The sequence below is a fragment of the Ruminococcus difficilis genome (assembly GCF_016680995.1).
Genome location: NZ_JAEQMG010000048.1, coordinates 336,854 through 356,372, shown reverse-complemented (window position 1 = coordinate 356,372; position 19,519 = coordinate 336,854). Strand labels below are relative to the sequence as shown.

Here is a 19,519-nt window from a genome sequence, read left to right as displayed (position 1 = left end):
GGTGTATAATAAAAACAGTAGAACGATCACGGATGATGCGAGAGCTTTTGGAGAAAGAGGCGTTCGGTATGGTAGAGATCTATTACGGTGAAGCAAACGGAAAAACCAGACTGTGTACCGGTACGGCGATCAGAGCGGCGCTGAAAAAGAAGAACGTTTTGATGGTGAGCTTCGGCGAGGATTATGACGACTACAGCGGGCTGTTTGAGATCGCGCCGCATATCACGCGGCTGATGCTGCCCGCGAATGCCGGTGTGCGCGAATACTTTGATCACGCGGCGCGTATCGCGATGACGTTTCGCTACAGTGTGCTGATTCTGGACGGCGTTTTTGACAGCGTGGAAAAGCAGCAGCTCAGTATCTCTGAGGTGGATGAGTTTTTGTCCAACGCGCCCGACAGTCTGGAGATCATCTGTACCGGTGAAAAGGTACAGGAGCGGTTTTTGAAGATCGCGGACGAGATCGTTGAATTGAGAAAAGGATAGTATTTGAGTGAAAGCGGAGAGGGATCTTTCCGCTTTTTTTCGTTGTAAGCCCGAAAACGGCTTTTTGGGGGCGGTTCTGACGGTGCGGATTCCCGGATTTTTTCACAAGAGAATAATGACGAAAGATTTTGGTCATATTCACCAGAATTTATGCGCTATTAGAAGAATAAACCTATTTGACAGACCTACCCTCGTATGGTAAAATACAGACAACAAATCTTTAAGGCGATACTGTGATATCGACAAGATCTGATAATTTTGATACGGGTCGAAGGACCCGGGATTTTGCGTGTGTTGCCTCGCCTTGGGTGGGGCTTTTTGATTAGTATTCGGGATGACTTTCCCGTAAACGATTGTCATTGCGAGGAGTCGGCAACCGTACCGATGACACGGCAATCTCAACCGATATTTTGATATAACGAAAGGAGCGTTCCGATATGAGCGGTATGAAGGTATATGCTTGTAAGAGAATCGAAAAAACTGACGTTTTGCCCTCGGTCGACAGTGCGCTTTTCTGCCCTGAGGACTTTTCGCAGTGCTCCGATAATATTGTTGTCTTTCCCGGCTTTTGTGATGTGCATGTGCATTTTCGCGAGCCGGGATTTTCTTATAAAGAAAAAATCGCTACCGGATCGGCTGCCGCGGCACGCGGCGGATACACTGCCGTCTGCACGATGCCGAACCTGAACCCTGTGCCCGACAGCGTCGATAATCTGCGCCGTCAGCTCGAGATCATCGAGCGTGACGCGGTGATCGAAGTCCTGCCCTACGGCGCGATCACCGTGGGAGAGAGGGGAGAACAGCTCGCCGACCTCGAAGGGATGGCAAAGGATGTTGTCGCCTTCTCCGATGACGGCAGAGGCGTGCAGGATGCAGCGATGATGCGCGAGGCGATGACAAGAGCAAAGGCGCTCGGCAAATTGATCGTCGCGCACTGCGAGGACAACAGCCTGTTGCACGGCGGCTATATCCATGACGGCGACTACGCCAAGGCGCACGGTCACCGCGGGATCTGCTCACAGAGCGAGTGGGGTCCGATCAAGCGTGATATCGAGCTGTGCCGTGAGACCGGCTGCGGCTATCATGTGTGCCATATCTCGACCAAAGAGAGCGTGGAGCTGATCCGTCAGGCGAAAGCTGAGGGCGTGGATATCACCTGTGAGACCGCGCCGCATTACCTCGTGATGGACGACAGCGATCTAAAAGAGGACGGACGCTTCAAGATGAATCCGCCGCTGAGAGATAAAGCCGACCGCGAGGCGCTGCTGCAAGGGATCAAGGACGGCACGATCGACATGATCTCCACCGATCACGCACCGCACAGCGCGGAGGAAAAGGCGAGAGGGCTGGAGAAATCCGCCTTTGGTATCGTCGGTATCGAGACCGCGTTCCCGGTGCTGTATACGAAGCTCGTCAAGACCGGGTTCATCACGATGGACAGGCTGATGGAGCTGTTGGTGTTCAACGCGCGCGAGCGTTTCAATATTCCGTTAAAGAAAAATGATTATACGATATGGGATCTGGATAAAGAATTCACCGTAGATCCCGCCGTCTTCCGGTCGATGGGCAGGGCGACGCCCTTTGAGGGCTGGAAGCTCAACGGCGTATGCCTGATGACCGTCAAGGACGGCGTGAAAGTGTACAGCATATAAATCGTAGGGACGGTCATTGACCGTCCGCGGACGAGCAATGCTCGTCCTACAAATTTGTCTGATAGATTGATATAGATGAAAATTTGGAGGTATGAAAAATGGCAAAAAGAACAGATGTGAAAAAGGTACTCATCATCGGCTCGGGACCTATCGTCATCGGTCAGGCTGCCGAGTTCGACTACGCCGGCACTCAAGCGTGTTTGGCGCTGAAAGAAGAGGGCTACGAGGTCATCCTGTGTAACTCAAACCCCGCGACCATCATGACGGATACCCAGATCGCGGACAAGGTCTATATGGAGCCGCTCACCCTCGAGTATATCGCGAAGATCCTGAGATTCGAGCGTCCCGACGCGATCGTCCCCGGTATCGGCGGACAGACGGGTCTGAACCTCGCGATGCAGCTCGAGCGCAAGGGTATCCTCAAGGAATGCGGCGTACAGCTGCTCGGCACATCCTCCGAGAGTATCGAGCGCGCTGAGGACAGAGAGCTGTTCAAGGAGATGTGCGAATCGATCGGCGAGCCGGTCATCCCGTCGCAGATCACCTACAATCTTGATGAAGCAAAGGAAGCAGCCAAGGCCGTAGGTTATCCTGTCGTCTTGCGTCCCGCGTTCACCCTCGGCGGTACCGGCGGCGGCTTTGCGGACAATGAAGCTGAACTCTTGGAGATCGGAAAACAGGCTTTTGCCCTCAGTCCCGTCCATCAGGTGCTGATTGAGAAGTCCGTCAAGGGCTATAAAGAGATCGAGTTCGAGGTCATGCGTGACTCCAACGACACCGCGATCACCATTTGCGGCATGGAGAACGTCGACCCCGTCGGCGTCCACACCGGTGACAGCATCGTTGTCGCGCCGATCCTTTCACTCAATGATAAAGACCTCAAAATGCTGAACGATTCCGCGATCAAGATTATCCGTGAACTGAAGATCGAGGGCGGCTGTAACGTCCAGTTCGCGCTGAATCCGAATTCCAGCGAATATTACCTGATCGAGGTCAACCCCAGAGTTTCACGTTCCTCCGCGCTCGCTTCCAAGGCGTCGGGTTATCCGATCGCCCGCGTGACCGCGAAGATCGCCATGGGTATGGCGCTCGAGGAGATCCCCGTAGCGGGCGGTACGGCGGCGATCGAGCCGAGCCTCGATTACATCGTCGCGAAGTTCCCGCGTTTTCCGTTTGATAAATTCGCCGACGCGCCCAATACCCTCGGCACCCAGATGAAGGCGACCGGTGAGGTCATGGGCATCGGCTCCACACTCGAGGAGTGCTGTCTGAAATCCGTTCGTTCGCTGGAGACAGGCGTGTGCCACTTCCACCTCGCGAAGTTCGACTCTTTCTCCGACGACGAGCTGTTTGACTATATCAAGGAGTTCAAGGACGACAACGTTTACGCCGTGTTCGAGCTGCTCCGCCGCGGTACTTCGATCGAGAAGCTCCACGAGATCACCATGATCACCGAACTGTTCCTTGAGAGCTTCAAGAAGATCGTCGATATGGAGGGCACCTTAAAGGCAAACAAGGGCGATATCGAGACCCTCAAGGCCGCCAAGATCATGGGCTTTTCCGATGAATACATTTCCTCGCTTTGGGACACTCCCGAGGTTGAGATCTACAATACCAGAAAAGCAAACGGTATCACCCCGATCTTCAAGATGGTCGATACCCTGCACACCGGCAAATATATCGCGTATCTCTACTCGTCCTACACGGGTGAGAACGCATCCAGACTGAGCGACAAAAAGAAGATCATCGTGCTCGGCGCGGGTCCCATCCGTATCGGTCAGGGCGTAGAGTTCGACTACAGTACCGTTCACGCGGTACAGACCATCCGTCGCGCGGGTTATGAGGCGATCATCATCAACAACAACCCCGAGACCGTTTCCACCGACTACACCACCGCCGATAAGCTCTACTTTGAGCCCCTCACTCCCGAGGACGTCATGGCGATCATCGACTTTGAACAGCCCGAGGGCGTTATCGCTTCTCTGGGCGGTCAGACCGCCATCAACCTCGCACAGCCGCTCATGGATCGCGGTGTGAAGATCATCGGTACCGACTGCGCCGCCATTGAAAGAGCGGAGAATCGTGATTCCTTCAACGCGATCATCAAGGAGCTCGGCATCCCGCAGCCCGCGGGTCAGGCGGTCACCTCGATCGAGGAGGGCGTCAAAGCCGCCGCCGAGATCGGTTATCCCGTGCTCGTCCGTCCGTCCTTCGTGCTCGGCGGCCGCGCGATGCAGATCGTCAGCAAAGAGGAAGACCTCAGACATTATCTGAAAACCGCGGTTGAGATCGACGAGGATAAACCTGTTTTGGTCGATAAATACATCATGGGTAAGGAGGTCGAGGTCGACGCGATCTGCGACGGTATCGATGTATTCGTACCCGGTATCATGGAGCTGGTCGAGCGTACCGGCGTTCACTCCGGCGACTCCATCTCCGTTTACCCCTCTTTCTCCATCAGCGACAAGGTCAAGGGTATCATTTTACAGTATGCTAAGAAATTAGGTAAAGCCATCGGCATCATCGGTCTGTACAATATCCAGTTCATCGTTGATGAAAACGATGACGTCTACATCATCGAGGTCAACCCGCGTTCTTCGAGAACCGTTCCATTCCTGTCTAAGTCCACCGGCTACAGCCTCGCGGATATCGCGACCGAGGTCATCCTCGGCAAGAGCCTGAAAGAGCAGGGTATCTTCCAGCTCTATCCCGAAGAGAAGAAGCGATACTACGTCAAGGTTCCGGTATTCTCCTTCCAGAAGATCAAGGGTCTGGACGCTTATCTCTCTCCCGAGATGAAGTCGACCGGTGAAGCCATCGGTTATGATAAAAAGCTGTCGAGAGCCATGTATAAGGCACTCGTTGCGGCAGGCACCAAGGTGCAGAACTACGGCACCGTCATCGTGACCCTTGCCGATGAGGATAAGGAAGAAGCTGTTCCGCTGGTACGCCGCTTCTACAACCTCGGCTTCAACATCGAGGCGACCGACCTGACCGCAAAGGTCATGCGTGAGAACGGTATCAAGACCCGTAAGCTGGGCAAGATCAGCGAGGGCAGCACCGAGATCCTCGACGCGATCCGCGCGGGCTATGTCAGCTACGTCATCAACACCCGTGCCATCATGTCCGGCGTCCACTATGAGGACGGTACCGCCATCCGTCAGACGGCGGTCGAGAACGGCGTGACCATCTTTACATCATTAGATACCGTTCGTGTTCTGCTCGATGTACTCGAGGAGACCACGCTGACGATCTCGACGATCGACGCCTGACGCGCACGTCAGAGTAAATCCGGCTTATCCTCCGCCCCCTCTGACGAGGGGGTTGGGGGAGAGATAACGAAGCGTAACAGCAGAGATTTTTGATTGACTCAATATTGCGCAAAATCACCATTGCACATGGTATTGAGTCAGATGTTATCGATCCATTATTACGCCGCGTTATCTCTCCCTCAGTCACCTTAATGGTGACAGCTCCCTCGTCAGAGGGAGCCAAATAAACGCACTGCTCCTGTTTTAGGAAGGTGAACCAATGCAAGATTCGAATTTTACCATCATAGAAAACACCAAAATTGCGAAGGATGTATACAAAATGCTCCTGCGCGGCGATACCTCGGCGATCATCAACGCCGGGGAATTCGTCAATATACAGCTTGACGGCTTCTATCTGCGCCGTCCGATCTCCGTCTGTGATGTGGATGGCGATGTGCTCACCCTGATCTACAAGGTCGTCGGCAAGGGTACTCTGGCGATGAGCGAAATGCCCGAGGGTACCGTGCTGCGGATTCTGACGGGGCTCGGCAACGGTTATGATCTGACGCCCGCGGGTGATCATCCGCTGCTGGTCGGCGGCGGCGTCGGCGTACCGCCGATGTTCCTTCTTGCTAAACGTTTGTTAGCACAAGGAAAAGATGTGCGCATCGTGCTGGGCTTCAACACCGCGGACGAGGTCTTTTATGAGGATGAGTTCAAGGCACTCGGCTGTGACGTACAGGTCACGACCGTCGACGGCTCACACGGTGTGAAGGGCTTTGTCACCGACGCGCTGCCCGAGCGGTATACCTACTTCTACACCTGCGGCCCGATGCCGATGTTCAGGGCTTTGAACAAGGCGGTCAAAACCTCGGGTCAGTTCAGCTTTGAGGAGCGCATGGGGTGCGGCTTCGGCGCCTGCATGGGCTGTTCCTGCAAGACTCTCACCGGCAACAAGCGCATCTGTAAGGATGGCCCGGTGCTGAAAAAGGAGGAGATCATATGGACAGACTGAGCGTCAACCTGTGCGGGATCAAGCTCGATAATCCCGTGATCCCCGCCTCGGGCACCTTCGGATACGGCTATGAGTTTGCCGAGATCTACGATATCAACTGCTTGGGAACGTTCTCGTTCAAGGGAACGACAAAGGATCCCCGCTTCGGCAATCCCACCCCGCGTATCGCGGAGTGCACTGCGGGCATGATCAACGCCGTCGGACTGCAAAATCCCGGCGTGGACAAGGTCATCGCGGAGGAACTGCCCAAGCTGAAAGCGTGTTTTCATAAACCCGTGATGGCGAATGTCAGCGGCTTTTCGGTCGAGGACTACGCCTACACCTGCGAGCGCCTCGACAAAGAGGAGCAGGTCGGCTGGCTGGAGGTCAACGTCAGCTGTCCGAACGTCCACGGCGGCGGCATGAGCTTCGGCACATCCCCCGAGGCGGCTGCCGAGGTGACAAGGGCGGTCAAAAAGGTGACGCAAAAGCCCGTCATCATCAAACTCAGCCCGAACGTCACCGATATCGTCAGCATCGCCAAGGCGTGTGAGAATGCCGGTGCGGACGGTATCAGCCTGATCAATACTCTGCTCGGTATGCGGATCGACCTGCGGACAAAGAAACCGATCATCAAGAATACGATGGGCGGCTTTTCGGGTCCCGCGATCTTCCCCGTGGCGCTGAGGATGGTGTATCAGGTCGCTCACGCGGTAAAGATTCCCGTCGTCGGTATGGGCGGCGTAAGCACTGCGGAGGACGTCATCGAAATGATGTTAGCGGGCGCGACGGCTGTCGAGGTCGGCGCACAGAATTTAGTCAACCCCACGGCGTGTAAGGAGATCATCGAGGATCTCCCCGCCGTGATGGATCAATATCATATCAATAGTTTAAATGAAATCATAGGAGGCGTTAAGAATGGGTAAGGACGTAATCGTAGCCTGCGATTTTTCAAGCGCGGAAGCTACCTTCAACTTTCTCGACAAGTTCGAGAACGAGGTGCGTAAGCCGTTCGTCAAGATCGGCATGGAGCTGTTTTACGCGGAGGGCCCGTCCATCGTGCGTGAGATCAAGCGCAGAGGACACAAGATCTTCCTCGATTTAAAGCTCCACGACATCCCTAACACCGTCATGAAAGCGATGCGGGTATTGAGCGGGCTCGATGTGGATATCACCAATCTGCACGCCGCCGGTACCAAGGCAATGATGCAGGCGGCTTTGGAGGGACTGACCCGTCCCGACGGCAGTCGTCCTCTGCTGATCGCGGTGACCCAGCTGACCTCCACCGATCAGCAGGCGATGGAAAATGACCTGCTGATCAAAGAACCGATCGATCAGGTGGTCATGCACTACGCGAAGAACGCGATGGAAAGCGGTCTTGACGGCGTGGTATGCTCCCCGCTCGAAGCGGGCAAGGTGCATGAGACCTGCGGCCACAGCTTTTTGACCATCACACCGGGCGTGCGTTTCGCGGACGGCGATATCGGCGACCAAAAGCGCGTGATGACCCCCAAGGCGGCTAAAGAGATCGGCTCCGATTATATCGTTGTCGGCAGACCGATCACCGCGGCAAAGGATCCCGTCGCGGCGTACAGAAGATGTGTGGAAGAATTCATCGGCTGACGCTGATGAATGTGAAGGGCTCCCTTTCCTAAGGGAGCTGTCACAGACACTTGTGTCAGTGACTGAGGGTTGAAAAAACGTGGCAGTTCAATGACTTGGATTGATAAAATGATCGGACTCAACCCTCCGACCTCGCCTTGCGGCGAGCCCACCTCCCTTAGGAAAGGGAGGCTTTGAAAGGAGAATTTTATGGAACTGAATATCAAAATCGCTAAGGCTCTATTAAAGATAAAGGCGGTATTTTTCCGCCCCGAAGAGCCGTTCACATGGGCGAGCGGCATCAAAAGCCCTGTCTACTGCGACAACCGCCTGACCCTGTCGGATACGGAGGTTCGTACCGACGTTGAGACCGGGCTCGCGACCCTGATCAAAGAGAATTATCCCGAGGTCGAGGTGCTGATGGGTACCTCCACCGCCGGTATCGCTCACGCGGCGATTACTGCTCACCTGATGGGACTGCCGATGGGCTATGTCCGCTCCGGTCACAAGGATCACGGCAGACAGAACCAGATCGAGGGCAGACTCGAAAAGGGTCAGAAGGTCGTCGTCGTCGAGGATCTGATCTCCACCGGCGGTTCCGTACTCGAGGTCGTCGACGTGCTCCGTGAGGCGGGCGCCGAGGTGCTGGGCATCGTGTCCATCTTTACCTACGGTATGCAGAAGGGTCTTGACCGTCTGGCTGCCGCTGACGTCAGGAACATCTCGCTGACCAACTTCGATGTGATCGCGAAGGTCGCCGCCGAGGACGGTTACATCAAGCCCGAGGACGTTGAAAGACTCATCAAATTCCGCAACAATCCCTCCGACGAGAGCTGGATCGGAGGACAAGCATGAGATCTGTTCTCGATATCGTCGATCTGTCTGTCGACGAGCTGCAGGAGCTCATGCAGACAGCCTGCGACATCATCGACAATCCCGAAAAGTATCAGGAGGTCTGCCGGCACAAGAAGCTCGCGACCCTGTTCTTTGAACCCTCCACCCGTACCCGACTGAGCTTTGAGGCGGCGATGTACGAGCTGGGCGGCAACGTGATCTCGGTATCTTCCGCCAACAACAGCTCCGCGGCTAAGGGTGAATCCGTCGCCGATACCGCCAAGACCGTGTCCTGCTACGCGGACATCATCGCGATGCGCCATCCGAAGGAGGGCGCGGCGATGGTAGCCGCCGCAGCCGCGTCCATCCCGGTCATCAACGCCGGTGACGGCGGTCATAATCATCCGACCCAGACGCTCGCCGATCTCTTGACTATCTATCGTGAAAAGGGAAAGATGGAGAATCTGACCATCGGTCTGTGCGGCGACTTGAAATTCGGCAGGACCGTCCATTCTCTGATCAACGCGATGTCGCGTTACGAAGGCTCACGGTTTGTGCTTATTTCTCCTGAAGAATTAAAAGTACCGAGCTACGTCAAAAAGGACGTTCTCCAGCGCAAGCGGATCCCGTATTTACAGACTACAAATCTTGAGGATGTTATGCCGCAGCTCGATATCCTGTATATGACGCGCGTTCAGCGTGAGCGTTTCTTCAATGAAGAGGATTATTTACGGCTCAAGGACAGCTACATCCTCACACCGCAAAAGCTGATGACCGCGAAAAAGGATCTGGCGATCATGCACCCGTTGCCCCGTGTCAATGAGATCAGCGTCGCCATCGACGACGATCCCCGCGCCTGCTACTTCAAGCAGGTTTTGAACGGCAAGTACATGCGCATGGCGCTGATTTTGAAACTACTCAAGGAGGCGGGCACGATATGAATATCGATTCCATCCGTGACGGCGTCGTCATCGACCACATCACCGCCGGACGCGGTATGCGGCTGTATGAGCTGCTGCACCTCGATGATCTGGACTGCTCCGTCGCGATCATCAAAAACGTCACCTCAAAGAAGATGGCGAAGAAGGATATCATCAAGATCGATTCCAGAGCCCATATCAACATGGACGTGATCGGCTTCGTCGATCCGCAGGCGACCGTCAACATCATTCGTGACGGCGAGCTGGTACGCAAGCGCTGTATCGAGATGCCGCTCGAGCTGACCAACGTCATCCGCTGTATGAATCCGCGTTGTATCACCACGACGGAACAGGAGCTCGATCATGTATTCCGCCTGACGGATAAAGAGAATAAGATCTACCGCTGTATCTACTGCGAAACCAAAGCTGAAAGGAAGTATTAAAGATGGCAACTTTTATCAATGAACCTGCCCATACTTTTAATGAATATCTGCTCATCCCGGGTTACTCCTCTTCGGAGTGCGTACCCGCTAACGTCACCCTGAGAACCCCTCTGGTCAAGTACAAGAAGGGTGAAGAGAGCGCGATCACCATGAATATCCCGCTCGTGTCCGCGATCATGCAGGCGGTATCCGGCGACAAGCTCGCCGTAGCCCTCGCGACGCAGGGCGGTGTGAGCTTCATCTACGGCTCCCAGAGCGTTGAGAACGAGGCGGCGATGGTCAAAAGAGCCAAGAGCTATAAGGCGGGCTTTGTCCAGAGCGACAGCAATATCCGCCCCGACGCGACTCTGGCGGACGTCATCGAGCTGACCGAGCGCACCGGTCACAGCACGCTGGCTGTCACTGAGGGCGGTAAGCCCGACGGCAAGCTCCTCGGCGTCGTCACCAGCCGTGACTACCGCGTCAGCCGTATGGATAAGAACGAGAAGGTCGAGAGCTTCATGACCCCGTTCGATAAGCTGATCTACGCCTATGAGGGCGCGACCCTGTCCGAGTGCAACGACATCATCTGGGATCACAAGCTCAATTCCCTGCCCGTGATCTCTAAGGACGGCAAAATGAGATACTTCGTTTTCCGCAAGGACTACGACAGCCATAAGGCGAATCCCAACGAACTGCTCGATGAGCACAAGCGTTATGTTGTCGGCGCGGGCATCAACACCCGCGACTATGCCGAGCGTGTTCCCGCGCTGATCGAGGCGGGCGCCGACGTGCTGTGCATCGACTCCTCCGAGGGCTTCTCGGAGTGGCAGAAGCTGACCATCGACTGGATCCGTGAGAACTACGGCGACAGCGTCAAGGTGGGCGCGGGCAACGTCGTCGACGCGGAGGGCTTCCGCTATCTCGCCGACTGTGGCGCCGACTTCATCAAGGTCGGTATCGGCGGCGGTTCGATCTGTATCACCCGCGAGACCAAGGGTATCGGCCGCGGTCAGGCTACCGCGCTGATCGAGGTCTGTGCCGAGAGAGATAAGTATTTTGAAGAGACCGGCGTATACATCCCCGTCTGCTCCGACGGCGGTATCGTATACGATCACCATATCACGCTGGCGCTGGCGATGGGCGCCGACTTCATCATGCTGGGCAGATATTTTGCCCGCTTTGACGAGAGCCCGTCCAACAAGGTCAGCATCAACGGTACCTATTATAAAGAGTATTGGGGCGAGGGCTCTCAGCGCGCGAGAAACTGGCAGCGCTATGACCTCGGCGGCGATAAGAAGCTCAGCTTTGAAGAAGGCGTCGATTCTCTCGTACCGTACGCGGGTTCGTTGAAGGACAATGTCGCGCTGTCGCTCAGTAAGGTCAAGTCGACCATGTGCAACTGCGGCGCGCTGACCATTCGCGAATTACAGGAAAAGGCGAAGCTCACCCTCGTATCCGCGACCTCGATCGTCGAGGGCGGTGCGCACGACGTTATCCAGAAGGATAAGAGCTCCGCGATGAAATAAACGGCTCCCTTTCCTATGGGAGCTGTCACGAAGTGACTGAGGGTTGATACGCTGTATTTTGATGGTTTATCATAAAGTGATTATGCGATAACGCGGCAACCCTCCGCCCCTGTCGGGGCACCTCCCTTAGAAAAGGGAGGCTCAATATGTTTGGAGGAATCAGTATATGAAAAAAGTCGGGATCATCATGGGCTCCGACAGCGATTTGCCGATCGTCAAAAAGGCGACCGACATGCTGTCGACCCTCGACATTCCTTTTGAAGTACACGTATATTCCGCTCACCGCACTCCCGTTGAAGCGTCTGAATTCGCGAAAAACGCTCGCGAGCGCGGCTTCGGCGTATTGATCGCCGCGGCGGGTATGGCGGCGCACTTAGCCGGCGCGATCGCCGCGAACACCACCCTGCCCGTCATCGGCATCCCCTGTAAGGGCGGCATGATGGACGGTCTGGACGCGCTGCTCTCTACCGTGCAGATGCCCACCGGTATCCCGGTGGCGACCGTCGCACTGAACGGCGCGGCAAACGCGGCGCTCTTAGCGGCGCAGATCATCGCGGTAGAAGACGCCGATCTGGCGGCAAAGCTGGACGCCAAGCGTAAATCGGACGCGGCAGTGGTTTTGGAGAAAGATAAAGGAATCTTAGATAGGGTTAACGGATAACGGATAACAGTTAACGGTGGTGGGAAACGCTGAGGCGTTTTTGATTTGTATTGCATGAGATAGATCCTATAGATCGGGTGCGGGTGTCCCGCCATCCACCATTCACCGTTCACCATTCACCGTTCACCAAAATTTGGAGGTATATCATGGGTGGCTTTTTCGGCATAACGTCAACCGAAGACTGCATGATGGATGTGTTCTTCGGCGTTGACTACCATTCCCATCTCGGCACACGGCGCGGCGGACTCGCCGCCTACGATCCCGGGGTAGGCTTACAAAGAAAGATCCATAATATAGAAAACGCACCGTTCAGAACAAAGTTTCTGCATATTTTTGATGAGATGGTCGGCACCTCGGCGATCGGCGTCATTTCGGACACCGATCCTCAGCCGATGCTGATCCGCTCTCATTTAGGCACCTACGCGATCTGCAGCGTGGGTATCATCAATAACGCGGAGGAGCTGATCGAAAGGCACCTCAAGCATTCTTACGGCCATTTCGACGCGATGACCGGCGGCAAGGTGAATTCCACCGAGTTGCTCGCCGCGCTGATCGATACACAGTCGAGCTTTGCCGAGGGCATCAAGTTTGCCCAGAGCATCATCGACGGCACACAGAACATCCTGATCCTGATGGAGGACGGCTCTCTGATCGCCGCGCGTGATAAGGTCGGCAGACTGCCTGTCTGTATCGGCAGGAGCGAGTACGGTTACGCGGTGTCCTTTGAGAGCTACGCGTACCAGAAGCTCGGCTATGAGGACCACAGAGAGTTAGGCCCCGGCGAGATCGTTCTGCTCACGCCGACCTATCTCAAACAGCTCGCGAAGCCCGGCAAGAAAAAGCGTATCTGCTCCTTCTTGTGGAGCTACTACGGCTATCCGACCTCGACCTATGAGGGCGTGAACGTCGAGCTGATGCGCTACCGCAACGGCGCGATCATGGCGCACCATGATCAGAAAAATCTCGGCGATATCAACGTCGATTATGTCGGCGGTGTGCCGGATTCGGGTACGCCTCACGCGATCGGCTACGCCAATGAGAGCGGCAAGCCCTTCGCGCGCGCGTTCATCAAATACACACCGACCTGGTCGCGCTCCTTCATGCCGACCAACCAGAACGACCGCAACAAGATCGCGAAGATGAAGCAGATCCCCGTCTATGATCTGATCACCGACAAAGACCTGCTCTTTGTGGACGACTCCATCGTGCGCGGTACTCAGCTCAGAGAAACGGTCGAGTTCCTGTATGAGAACGGCGCCAAGAGCGTACATATGCGCTCGGCGTGTCCGCCGATCATGTACGGCTGTAAGTACCTCAACTTCTCGCGCAATACTTCCGACATGGATCTGATCGCGCGCAGAGTCATCCTCGAGCTCGAGGGGGAAGAGGGCTTCAATCATATCAAGGAATACGCCGACGGTTCCACGACCCGCGGCAAAAACCTGAGAAAAACCATTTGCGGAAAGCTGAAATTCGATTCGCTGGATTTCCAGTCCCTCGACGGCATCGTAGAGGCGATCGGTCTCCCCAAATGTGAGCTGTGCACCTACTGCTGGGACGGCGAAGAGTAGGCACGTGTGCCTTTTAAGGCTCCCTTTGGTAAAGGGAGCTCCGCGCCTGAGCGCGGTGAGGGATTGTACTATTGATCGAGCAAAGCGAGAAACAAATAATGTAGGGTCGAGACCCTTCCCTATAAAATGTTCATTGAAATGAGCAGAAAGGTTAAGAATATGAATAAAAACTCCAAATCCGACGCTTACGCCGCGGCGGGCGTCGATATCACCGCGGGTTACAAGGCAGTCGAGTTGATGAAGCAGCATGTCGCGCGTACCGCGACGGCGGGCGTATGCTCCGATGTGGGCGGCTTCGGCGGACTGTTTGAGCTCGATCTGACCGGCATCACCAAGCCGGTTCTGGTCAGCGGCACCGACGGCGTCGGCACCAAGCTCAAGCTCGCGTTCCTTATGGACAAGCACGATACCGTGGGTATCGACTGCGTGGCGATGTGCGTCAACGATATCGTTTGCGTGGGCGCGAAGCCGCTGTTGTTCCTCGACTATATCGCCTGCGGCAAGAACGTTCCCGAGCGGATCGCGGACATCGTCAAGGGCGTTGCCGACGGCTGTGTACAGTCCGGCGCGGCGCTGATCGGCGGCGAGACCGCTGAGATGCCCGGCTTCTATCCCGAGGACGAATACGACCTCGCCGGTTACAGCACCGGTGTGGTCGATAAAGATAAGATCATCGATAACAAGAAGATGGCGGTCGGCGACGTCGTCATCGCGCTGCCGTCCTCCGGCGTTCATTCTAACGGTTTTTCTCTCGTTCGCAAGGTATTTGACGTAGAGAACGCCGATATCAAAACACCTGTGGAGGCTCTCGGCGGCAAGAGCGTGGGCGAGACCCTGCTCACCCCGACCAGGATCTATGTCAAGCCCGTTCTGGCGCTGCTCGACAAGGTGCAGGTCAAGGGCATCTCGCATATCACCGGCGGCGGTTTCTATGAGAACATCCCGCGTTCCATCCCCGACGGACTGTGCGCGAATATCCGGAAGGACGCTGTCCGTATCCTGCCGATCTTCCGCCTCATTCAGGAAAAGGGCGGTATCTCGGAGCACGATATGTTCAACACCTTCAACATGGGCGTCGGCATGAGCATCGTCGTCCCTGCTTCTCAGGCGGATGAGGCGCTCGCGATCCTCAAGGCTGAGGGCGAGGACGCTTATCTTATCGGCGAGATCGTCAAGGCGCAGGGCGAGGAGAAGATCGAGTTATGTTAAAGGAGAAGATCGCTGTTTTGGTTTCCGGCGGCGGCACGAACCTGCAGGCGCTGATTGACGCGCAGAACAGCGGGATCATCCATAGCGGCGAGATCACGCTGGTGATCTCCAACAACCAAAACGCCTATGCGCTGACCCGCGCCGAGAATGCCGGGATCAAAGCGTTATATATTTCTAAAAAAGAATTAAAAACACAAGAGGCATTTGAGACCGCCATGATCGAAGCGCTCGAGGAAAACGGGATCGATCTGATCGTTCTCGCGGGCTTCATGTCGATTTTATCGGAGCGATTCACCGCGCGCTATGACCACCGTATCCTCAACATCCATCCGTCCTTAATCCCTTCTTTCTGTGGAACGGGATACTATGGCCTGCGGGTCCATGAGGCGGCGCTTGAAAAAGGCGTCAAGGTGACCGGCGCGACCGTCCACTTTGTCAACGAGATCCCCGACGGCGGCGAGATCATCGCGCAAAAGGCGGTCGAGGTAAAGGACGGCGACACGCCCGAGCTCCTGCAACGACGCGTCATGGAGCAGGCGGAGTGGATCATCCTGCCCGAATCTGTCGAAAAGGTTTCGGCTTCGCTGATACAATAGGCTCCCTTTCCTAAGGGAGCTGTCGCCGGACACTTGTGTCAAGGCGACTGAGGGTTGATAGGATGCGTTTTGATCACTGTTTCAGAAAACCATCTTTACGTATGTGACAACCCTCCGGTGCTTCGCACCACCTCCCTTAGAAAAGGGAGGCTTATAAGGTTTCAATCATTGTTTTGGGGGTATATGAAAATGAACATCTATAAAATCAACGATATCGCCGAGCTGCTCGACGGCAACACCTATCCGGGCAGAGGCATCATCATCGGCAAGACTGCCGACGGCACCAAGGCGGCGACCGCTTACTTCATCATGGGTCGCAGCGCCAATTCCAGAAACCGCATCTTCACCGAGCGCGACGGCGCGGTATTCACCGAGCCCTTCGACGCATCTAAGGTCGAGGATCCCTCGCTGATCATCTATGCGGCGATCCGTGAGTATGAGAACAACCTGATCGTCACCAACGGCGACCAGACCGACACCATCTATGAGGGTCTGCAGAACGGCAAGTGCTTCAACGGTTCTCTCAAGAGCCGTGAATTCGAGCCCGACGCGCCGAATCTCACACCCCGTATCAGCGGTATGCTGACCTTTGAGGACGGCGATTTCAGCTATAAGATGTCCATCCTCAAGTCCATCGACCCCGAGGGCAGCGACTGCGCGCGTTACCTTTTCAGCTATCCGTCCAAGGCGGGCTTAGGTCACTTCATCCACACCTATGTCTGCGACGGCAACCCGATCCCGACCTTCCAGGGAGAGCCGGAGAGAGTCGCGATCGACGATGACATCGACGCGTTCACCGACAAACTGTGGAACGCGCTGGACGAGAACAACAAGATCTCGCTGTATGTCAGATACATCGACCTCGAGACCGGCGAGGAAGAGAATCGTCTGGTGAATAAGAATAGATAATAGCCTCCCTTTTCTAAGGGAGGTGCCCGATAGGGCGGAGGGTTGATCGTTGTATTACGATATTCTTTGAAAAATCATCTTGATTTTGCGTATCAACCCCCGGTCGCTATGGCGACAGCCCCCTTAGGAAAGGGGGCCAAATCAGAGAGGAGTTTTATCAATGAAAGAATTTGAATTGAAATACGGTTGTAATCCCAACCAGAAACCCGCGAAGATCTTTATGCACGACGGTTCTGATCTGCCGATCGAGATCCTGTGCGGCAGACCCGGCTACATCAACTTCCTCGACGCGTTCAACTCCTGGCAGCTCGTTAAGGAGCTCAAGGAGGCGCTCGGACTGCCTGCCGTCACCTCGTTCAAGCACGTCAGCCCCACCTCGGCGGCTGTCGGCGTACCGCTTTCCGATAAGCTCAAAAAGGCTTGCTTTGTCGATGACATCGAGGGTCTGGATGACAGCCCGCTTGCCTGTGCCTATGCGCGTGCGCGCGGTACCGACCGTATGTGCTCCTTCGGCGACTGGGTCGCGCTGAGTGACGTCTGCGACGTGACCACCGCGAAAATGATCCAGCGTGAGGTAAGTGACGGCATCATCGCCCCCGGCTATGAGCCCGAGGCGCTCGAGATCCTCAAATCCAAGAGAAAAGGCAACTACAATATCGTACAGATCGACCCGAACTATGTTCCCGATCCCGTTGAGCATAAGCAGGTCTACGGCATCACCTTTGAGCAGGGCAGAAACAACTTTGAGATCAACCGCGCTCTGCTCGAGAACATCGTAACCAAGAACAAGGAGATGCCCGAGAGCGCTGTGCGCGATCTGATCATCTCCCTGATCACCCTCAAATATACCCAGTCCAATTCCGTCTGCTACGCGGTAGACGGTCAGGCGATCGGCGTCGGCGCGGGTCAGCAGAGCCGTATCCACTGCACCCGTCTGGCAGGCTCCAAGGCGGACACATGGTTCCTCCGCCAGAGCGATAAGGTGCTCAACCTCCCGTTCCGCGAGGATATCCGCCGTCCCGACCGCGACAACGTCATCGACGGTTATATCAACCGCAATGAAGAGGATGTTACCGCCGACGGCAACTGGCAGAAATACTTTACCGAGCAGCCCGCTCCCTTTACCGATGAGGAGCAGAGAGCGTATCTCGATACCATCGACAACGTCGCGCTTGGTTCGGACGCGTTCTTCCCGTTCTCCGACAATATCGAGAGAGCGTACAAGAGCGGCGTCAAATATATCGCGGAGCCCGGCGGCTCCATCCGTGATGACGCGGTCATCGACTGCTGTGACAAGTACGGCATGGCGATGGCGTTCACGGGCATGAGATTGTTCCACCATTGATATTTCCGGTGTAGGGGAGAGTCTTGACTCTCCCGATCGCGAAGCGAATGGTTGCAGTATTTTTGTGAATGATTTTTTGAAAGATATCAATTTGGCTGTCTGTTTTTTTGACGGATAGGGAGGGTCAAGACCCTCCCCTACAATAAGTTGGTTAAAAGGGGAAACAACATGAAAGTATTAGTTGTAGGCGGCGGCGGACGCGAGCACGCCATCATCAAAAAACTGAAAGAGAATCAAGAGATCGATGTGATCTACGCCCTGCCGGGCAACGGCGGTATCGCCGCTGACGCGCAGTGCGTCAATATCGGCGCGACGGATATCGACAATATCGTGACCTTCGCCGTGGAGAACAGCATCGACTACGCGGTCGTCGCGCCCGACGATCCGCTGGTGCTGGGCTGTGTCGACGCGCTCGAAGCGCACGGCGTCCCCTGCTTCGGTCCGCGCAGTGAAGCCGCGATCATCGAGGGCAGTAAGGTTTTTTCCAAGAACCTGATGAAGAAATACGGCATCCCCACCGCGGCTTATGAGGTGTTCGACGACGCGGACAAGGCGCTTGCATACATCAAGACCGCTCCGATCCCTACCGTTATCAAGGCGGACGGTTTAGCGCTGGGCAAGGGCGTCATCATCGCGATGACCCGCGAAGAGGCAGAGGACGCGATCATCTCCATCATGAAGGACAAGAAGTTCGGTAAGAGCGGCAACAGCATCGTGGTCGAAGAGTTTCTCGAAGGCCCCGAGGTCAGCGTGCTGAGCTTCACCGACGGCAAGGTCGTCGTGCCGATGATCTCCTCGATGGATCACAAGCGTGCCGGTGATAACGACACGGGTCTGAACACCGGCGGCATGGGCACGGTCGCTCCGAATCCTTACTATACCGAGGCGGTCGCGAAGGAGTGCATGGAGAAGATCTTTTTGCCGACCATCAACGCGATGAACGCCGAGGGCAGAACCTTCAAGGGATGCCTGTACTTCGGCTTGATGATCACAAAGGACGGCCCCAAGGTCATCGAATACAACTGCCGTTTCGGCGATCCCGAAACACAGGTGGTGCTGCCGCTGCTCAAATCCGACCTGTTCACCATCATGAAAGCCACTACCGACGGCACGCTTGCGCAGACGGAAGTGGAGTTTGCGGATAAAAACGCCGCCTGTGTCATCATGGCGAGCGAGGGCTATCCCGTATCCTATGAAAAGGGCTACGAGATCACCATCCCCGAGGATATTGCCGACTGTGTATTTGTCGCGGGCGCTAAGTGTGAGGACGGCAAGCTCCTGACCTCCGGCGGACGCGTCTTAGGCGTGACCGCGATCGCCGACACCTTGCAGGAAGCGATCGACAGCTCCTACAAAATGGTGGAGCGGATTCATTTTGACAACGCCTTTTACCGCCACGATATCGGTCAAAGAGCGCTGAAAGCAAAAGGGTAAGAGTAAGAGCCTTCCCCTCGGGGGGAAGGTGTCACCAAAGGTGACGGATGAGGGGATCACCTATCCTTTCATCAATGATTCAAAGAGTGTTGTACATCACCATTT

Annotated in this window: 17 protein-coding genes; all 17 read left to right on the top strand. The window is 55.5% G+C overall.

What is annotated here, in order from left to right; all coding sequences use genetic code 11:
• The first annotated feature begins 32 nt into the window (after window positions 1-32).
• The 17 genes from JKK62_RS06355 (at window position 33) to purD (ending at window position 19,414) form a co-directional block, all read left to right on the top strand.
• The gene (locus JKK62_RS06355; protein ID WP_201427173.1) at window positions 33-485 is read left to right on the top strand and encodes a cob(I)yrinic acid a,c-diamide adenosyltransferase; all 453 of its coding nucleotides are present in this window, start codon (window positions 33-35) and stop codon (window positions 483-485) included.
• Between the two features lie 437 nt (window positions 486-922).
• On the top strand, window positions 923-2,137 hold the full coding sequence (locus JKK62_RS06350; protein ID WP_201427172.1) for a dihydroorotase: 1,215 nt from the start codon (window positions 923-925) through the stop codon (window positions 2,135-2,137).
• Window positions 2,138-2,235: 98 nt separating this feature from the next.
• Window positions 2,236-5,409: a carbamoyl-phosphate synthase large subunit gene (carB, locus tag JKK62_RS06345; RefSeq protein WP_201427171.1), complete on the top strand. Its 3,174-nt coding sequence runs from the start codon at window positions 2,236-2,238 to the stop codon at window positions 5,407-5,409.
• Window positions 5,410-5,668: 259 nt separating this feature from the next.
• Window positions 5,669-6,403 (top strand): dihydroorotate dehydrogenase electron transfer subunit, encoded by a 735-nt coding sequence (locus tag JKK62_RS06340; RefSeq protein WP_201427170.1) that lies wholly within the window; start codon window positions 5,669-5,671, stop codon window positions 6,401-6,403.
• Entirely contained in the window at window positions 6,391-7,308 is a 918-nt protein-coding gene (locus JKK62_RS06335) for a dihydroorotate dehydrogenase (protein WP_201427169.1), read from the top strand. The genes JKK62_RS06340 and JKK62_RS06335 overlap by 13 nt, the downstream gene beginning before the upstream one ends.
• Window positions 7,301-8,005 carry an orotidine-5'-phosphate decarboxylase gene (pyrF, locus tag JKK62_RS06330; RefSeq protein WP_201427168.1) on the top strand — a complete coding sequence of 235 codons (705 nt, stop codon included), beginning with the start codon at window positions 7,301-7,303 and terminating at the stop codon, window positions 8,003-8,005. Before JKK62_RS06335 ends, pyrF begins: the two co-directional genes overlap by 8 nt.
• A 189-nt stretch (window positions 8,006-8,194) precedes the next feature.
• Complete coding sequence (gene pyrE / locus JKK62_RS06325) at window positions 8,195-8,839, top strand: orotate phosphoribosyltransferase (protein WP_279380604.1); 645 nt, start codon at window positions 8,195-8,197, stop codon at window positions 8,837-8,839.
• Entirely contained in the window at window positions 8,836-9,759 is a 924-nt protein-coding gene (pyrB, locus tag JKK62_RS06320) for an aspartate carbamoyltransferase (protein ID WP_201427167.1), read from the top strand. Before pyrE ends, pyrB begins: the two co-directional genes overlap by 4 nt.
• Window positions 9,756-10,181, top strand: coding sequence for an aspartate carbamoyltransferase regulatory subunit (locus tag JKK62_RS06315; RefSeq protein ID WP_201427166.1), 426 nt, complete (start codon window positions 9,756-9,758; stop codon window positions 10,179-10,181). Before pyrB ends, JKK62_RS06315 begins: the two co-directional genes overlap by 4 nt.
• 2 nt (window positions 10,182-10,183) lie before the next feature.
• On the top strand, window positions 10,184-11,689 hold the full coding sequence (locus JKK62_RS06310; protein WP_201427165.1) for an IMP dehydrogenase: 1,506 nt from the start codon (window positions 10,184-10,186) through the stop codon (window positions 11,687-11,689).
• A 166-nt stretch (window positions 11,690-11,855) separates the two neighbouring features.
• Window positions 11,856-12,350: a 5-(carboxyamino)imidazole ribonucleotide mutase gene (gene purE / locus JKK62_RS06305; protein WP_201427164.1), complete on the top strand. Its 495-nt coding sequence runs from the start codon at window positions 11,856-11,858 to the stop codon at window positions 12,348-12,350.
• Window positions 12,351-12,496: 146 nt separating this feature from the next.
• The gene (locus JKK62_RS06300; protein WP_201427163.1) at window positions 12,497-13,921 is read left to right on the top strand and encodes an amidophosphoribosyltransferase; all 1,425 of its coding nucleotides are present in this window, start codon (window positions 12,497-12,499) and stop codon (window positions 13,919-13,921) included.
• A gap of 138 nt (window positions 13,922-14,059) precedes the next feature.
• On the top strand, window positions 14,060-15,130 hold the full coding sequence (gene purM / locus JKK62_RS06295) for a phosphoribosylformylglycinamidine cyclo-ligase (protein WP_436286298.1): 1,071 nt from the start codon (window positions 14,060-14,062) through the stop codon (window positions 15,128-15,130).
• Window positions 15,124-15,726 (top strand): phosphoribosylglycinamide formyltransferase, encoded by a 603-nt coding sequence (gene purN, locus JKK62_RS06290; RefSeq protein WP_201427162.1) that lies wholly within the window; start codon window positions 15,124-15,126, stop codon window positions 15,724-15,726. Before purM ends, purN begins: the two co-directional genes overlap by 7 nt.
• A gap of 189 nt (window positions 15,727-15,915) precedes the next feature.
• Window positions 15,916-16,635, top strand: a complete 720-nt coding sequence (locus JKK62_RS06285; protein WP_201427161.1) for an IMP cyclohydrolase — start codon at window positions 15,916-15,918, stop codon at window positions 16,633-16,635.
• Window positions 16,636-16,795: 160 nt separating this feature from the next.
• The gene (locus tag JKK62_RS06280; protein WP_201427160.1) at window positions 16,796-17,980 is read left to right on the top strand and encodes a phosphoribosylaminoimidazolecarboxamide formyltransferase; all 1,185 of its coding nucleotides are present in this window, start codon (window positions 16,796-16,798) and stop codon (window positions 17,978-17,980) included.
• 168 nt (window positions 17,981-18,148) lie between these two features.
• Complete coding sequence (purD, locus tag JKK62_RS06275; protein WP_201427159.1) at window positions 18,149-19,414, top strand: phosphoribosylamine--glycine ligase; 1,266 nt, start codon at window positions 18,149-18,151, stop codon at window positions 19,412-19,414.
• Window positions 19,415-19,519: the final 105 nt, after the last annotated feature.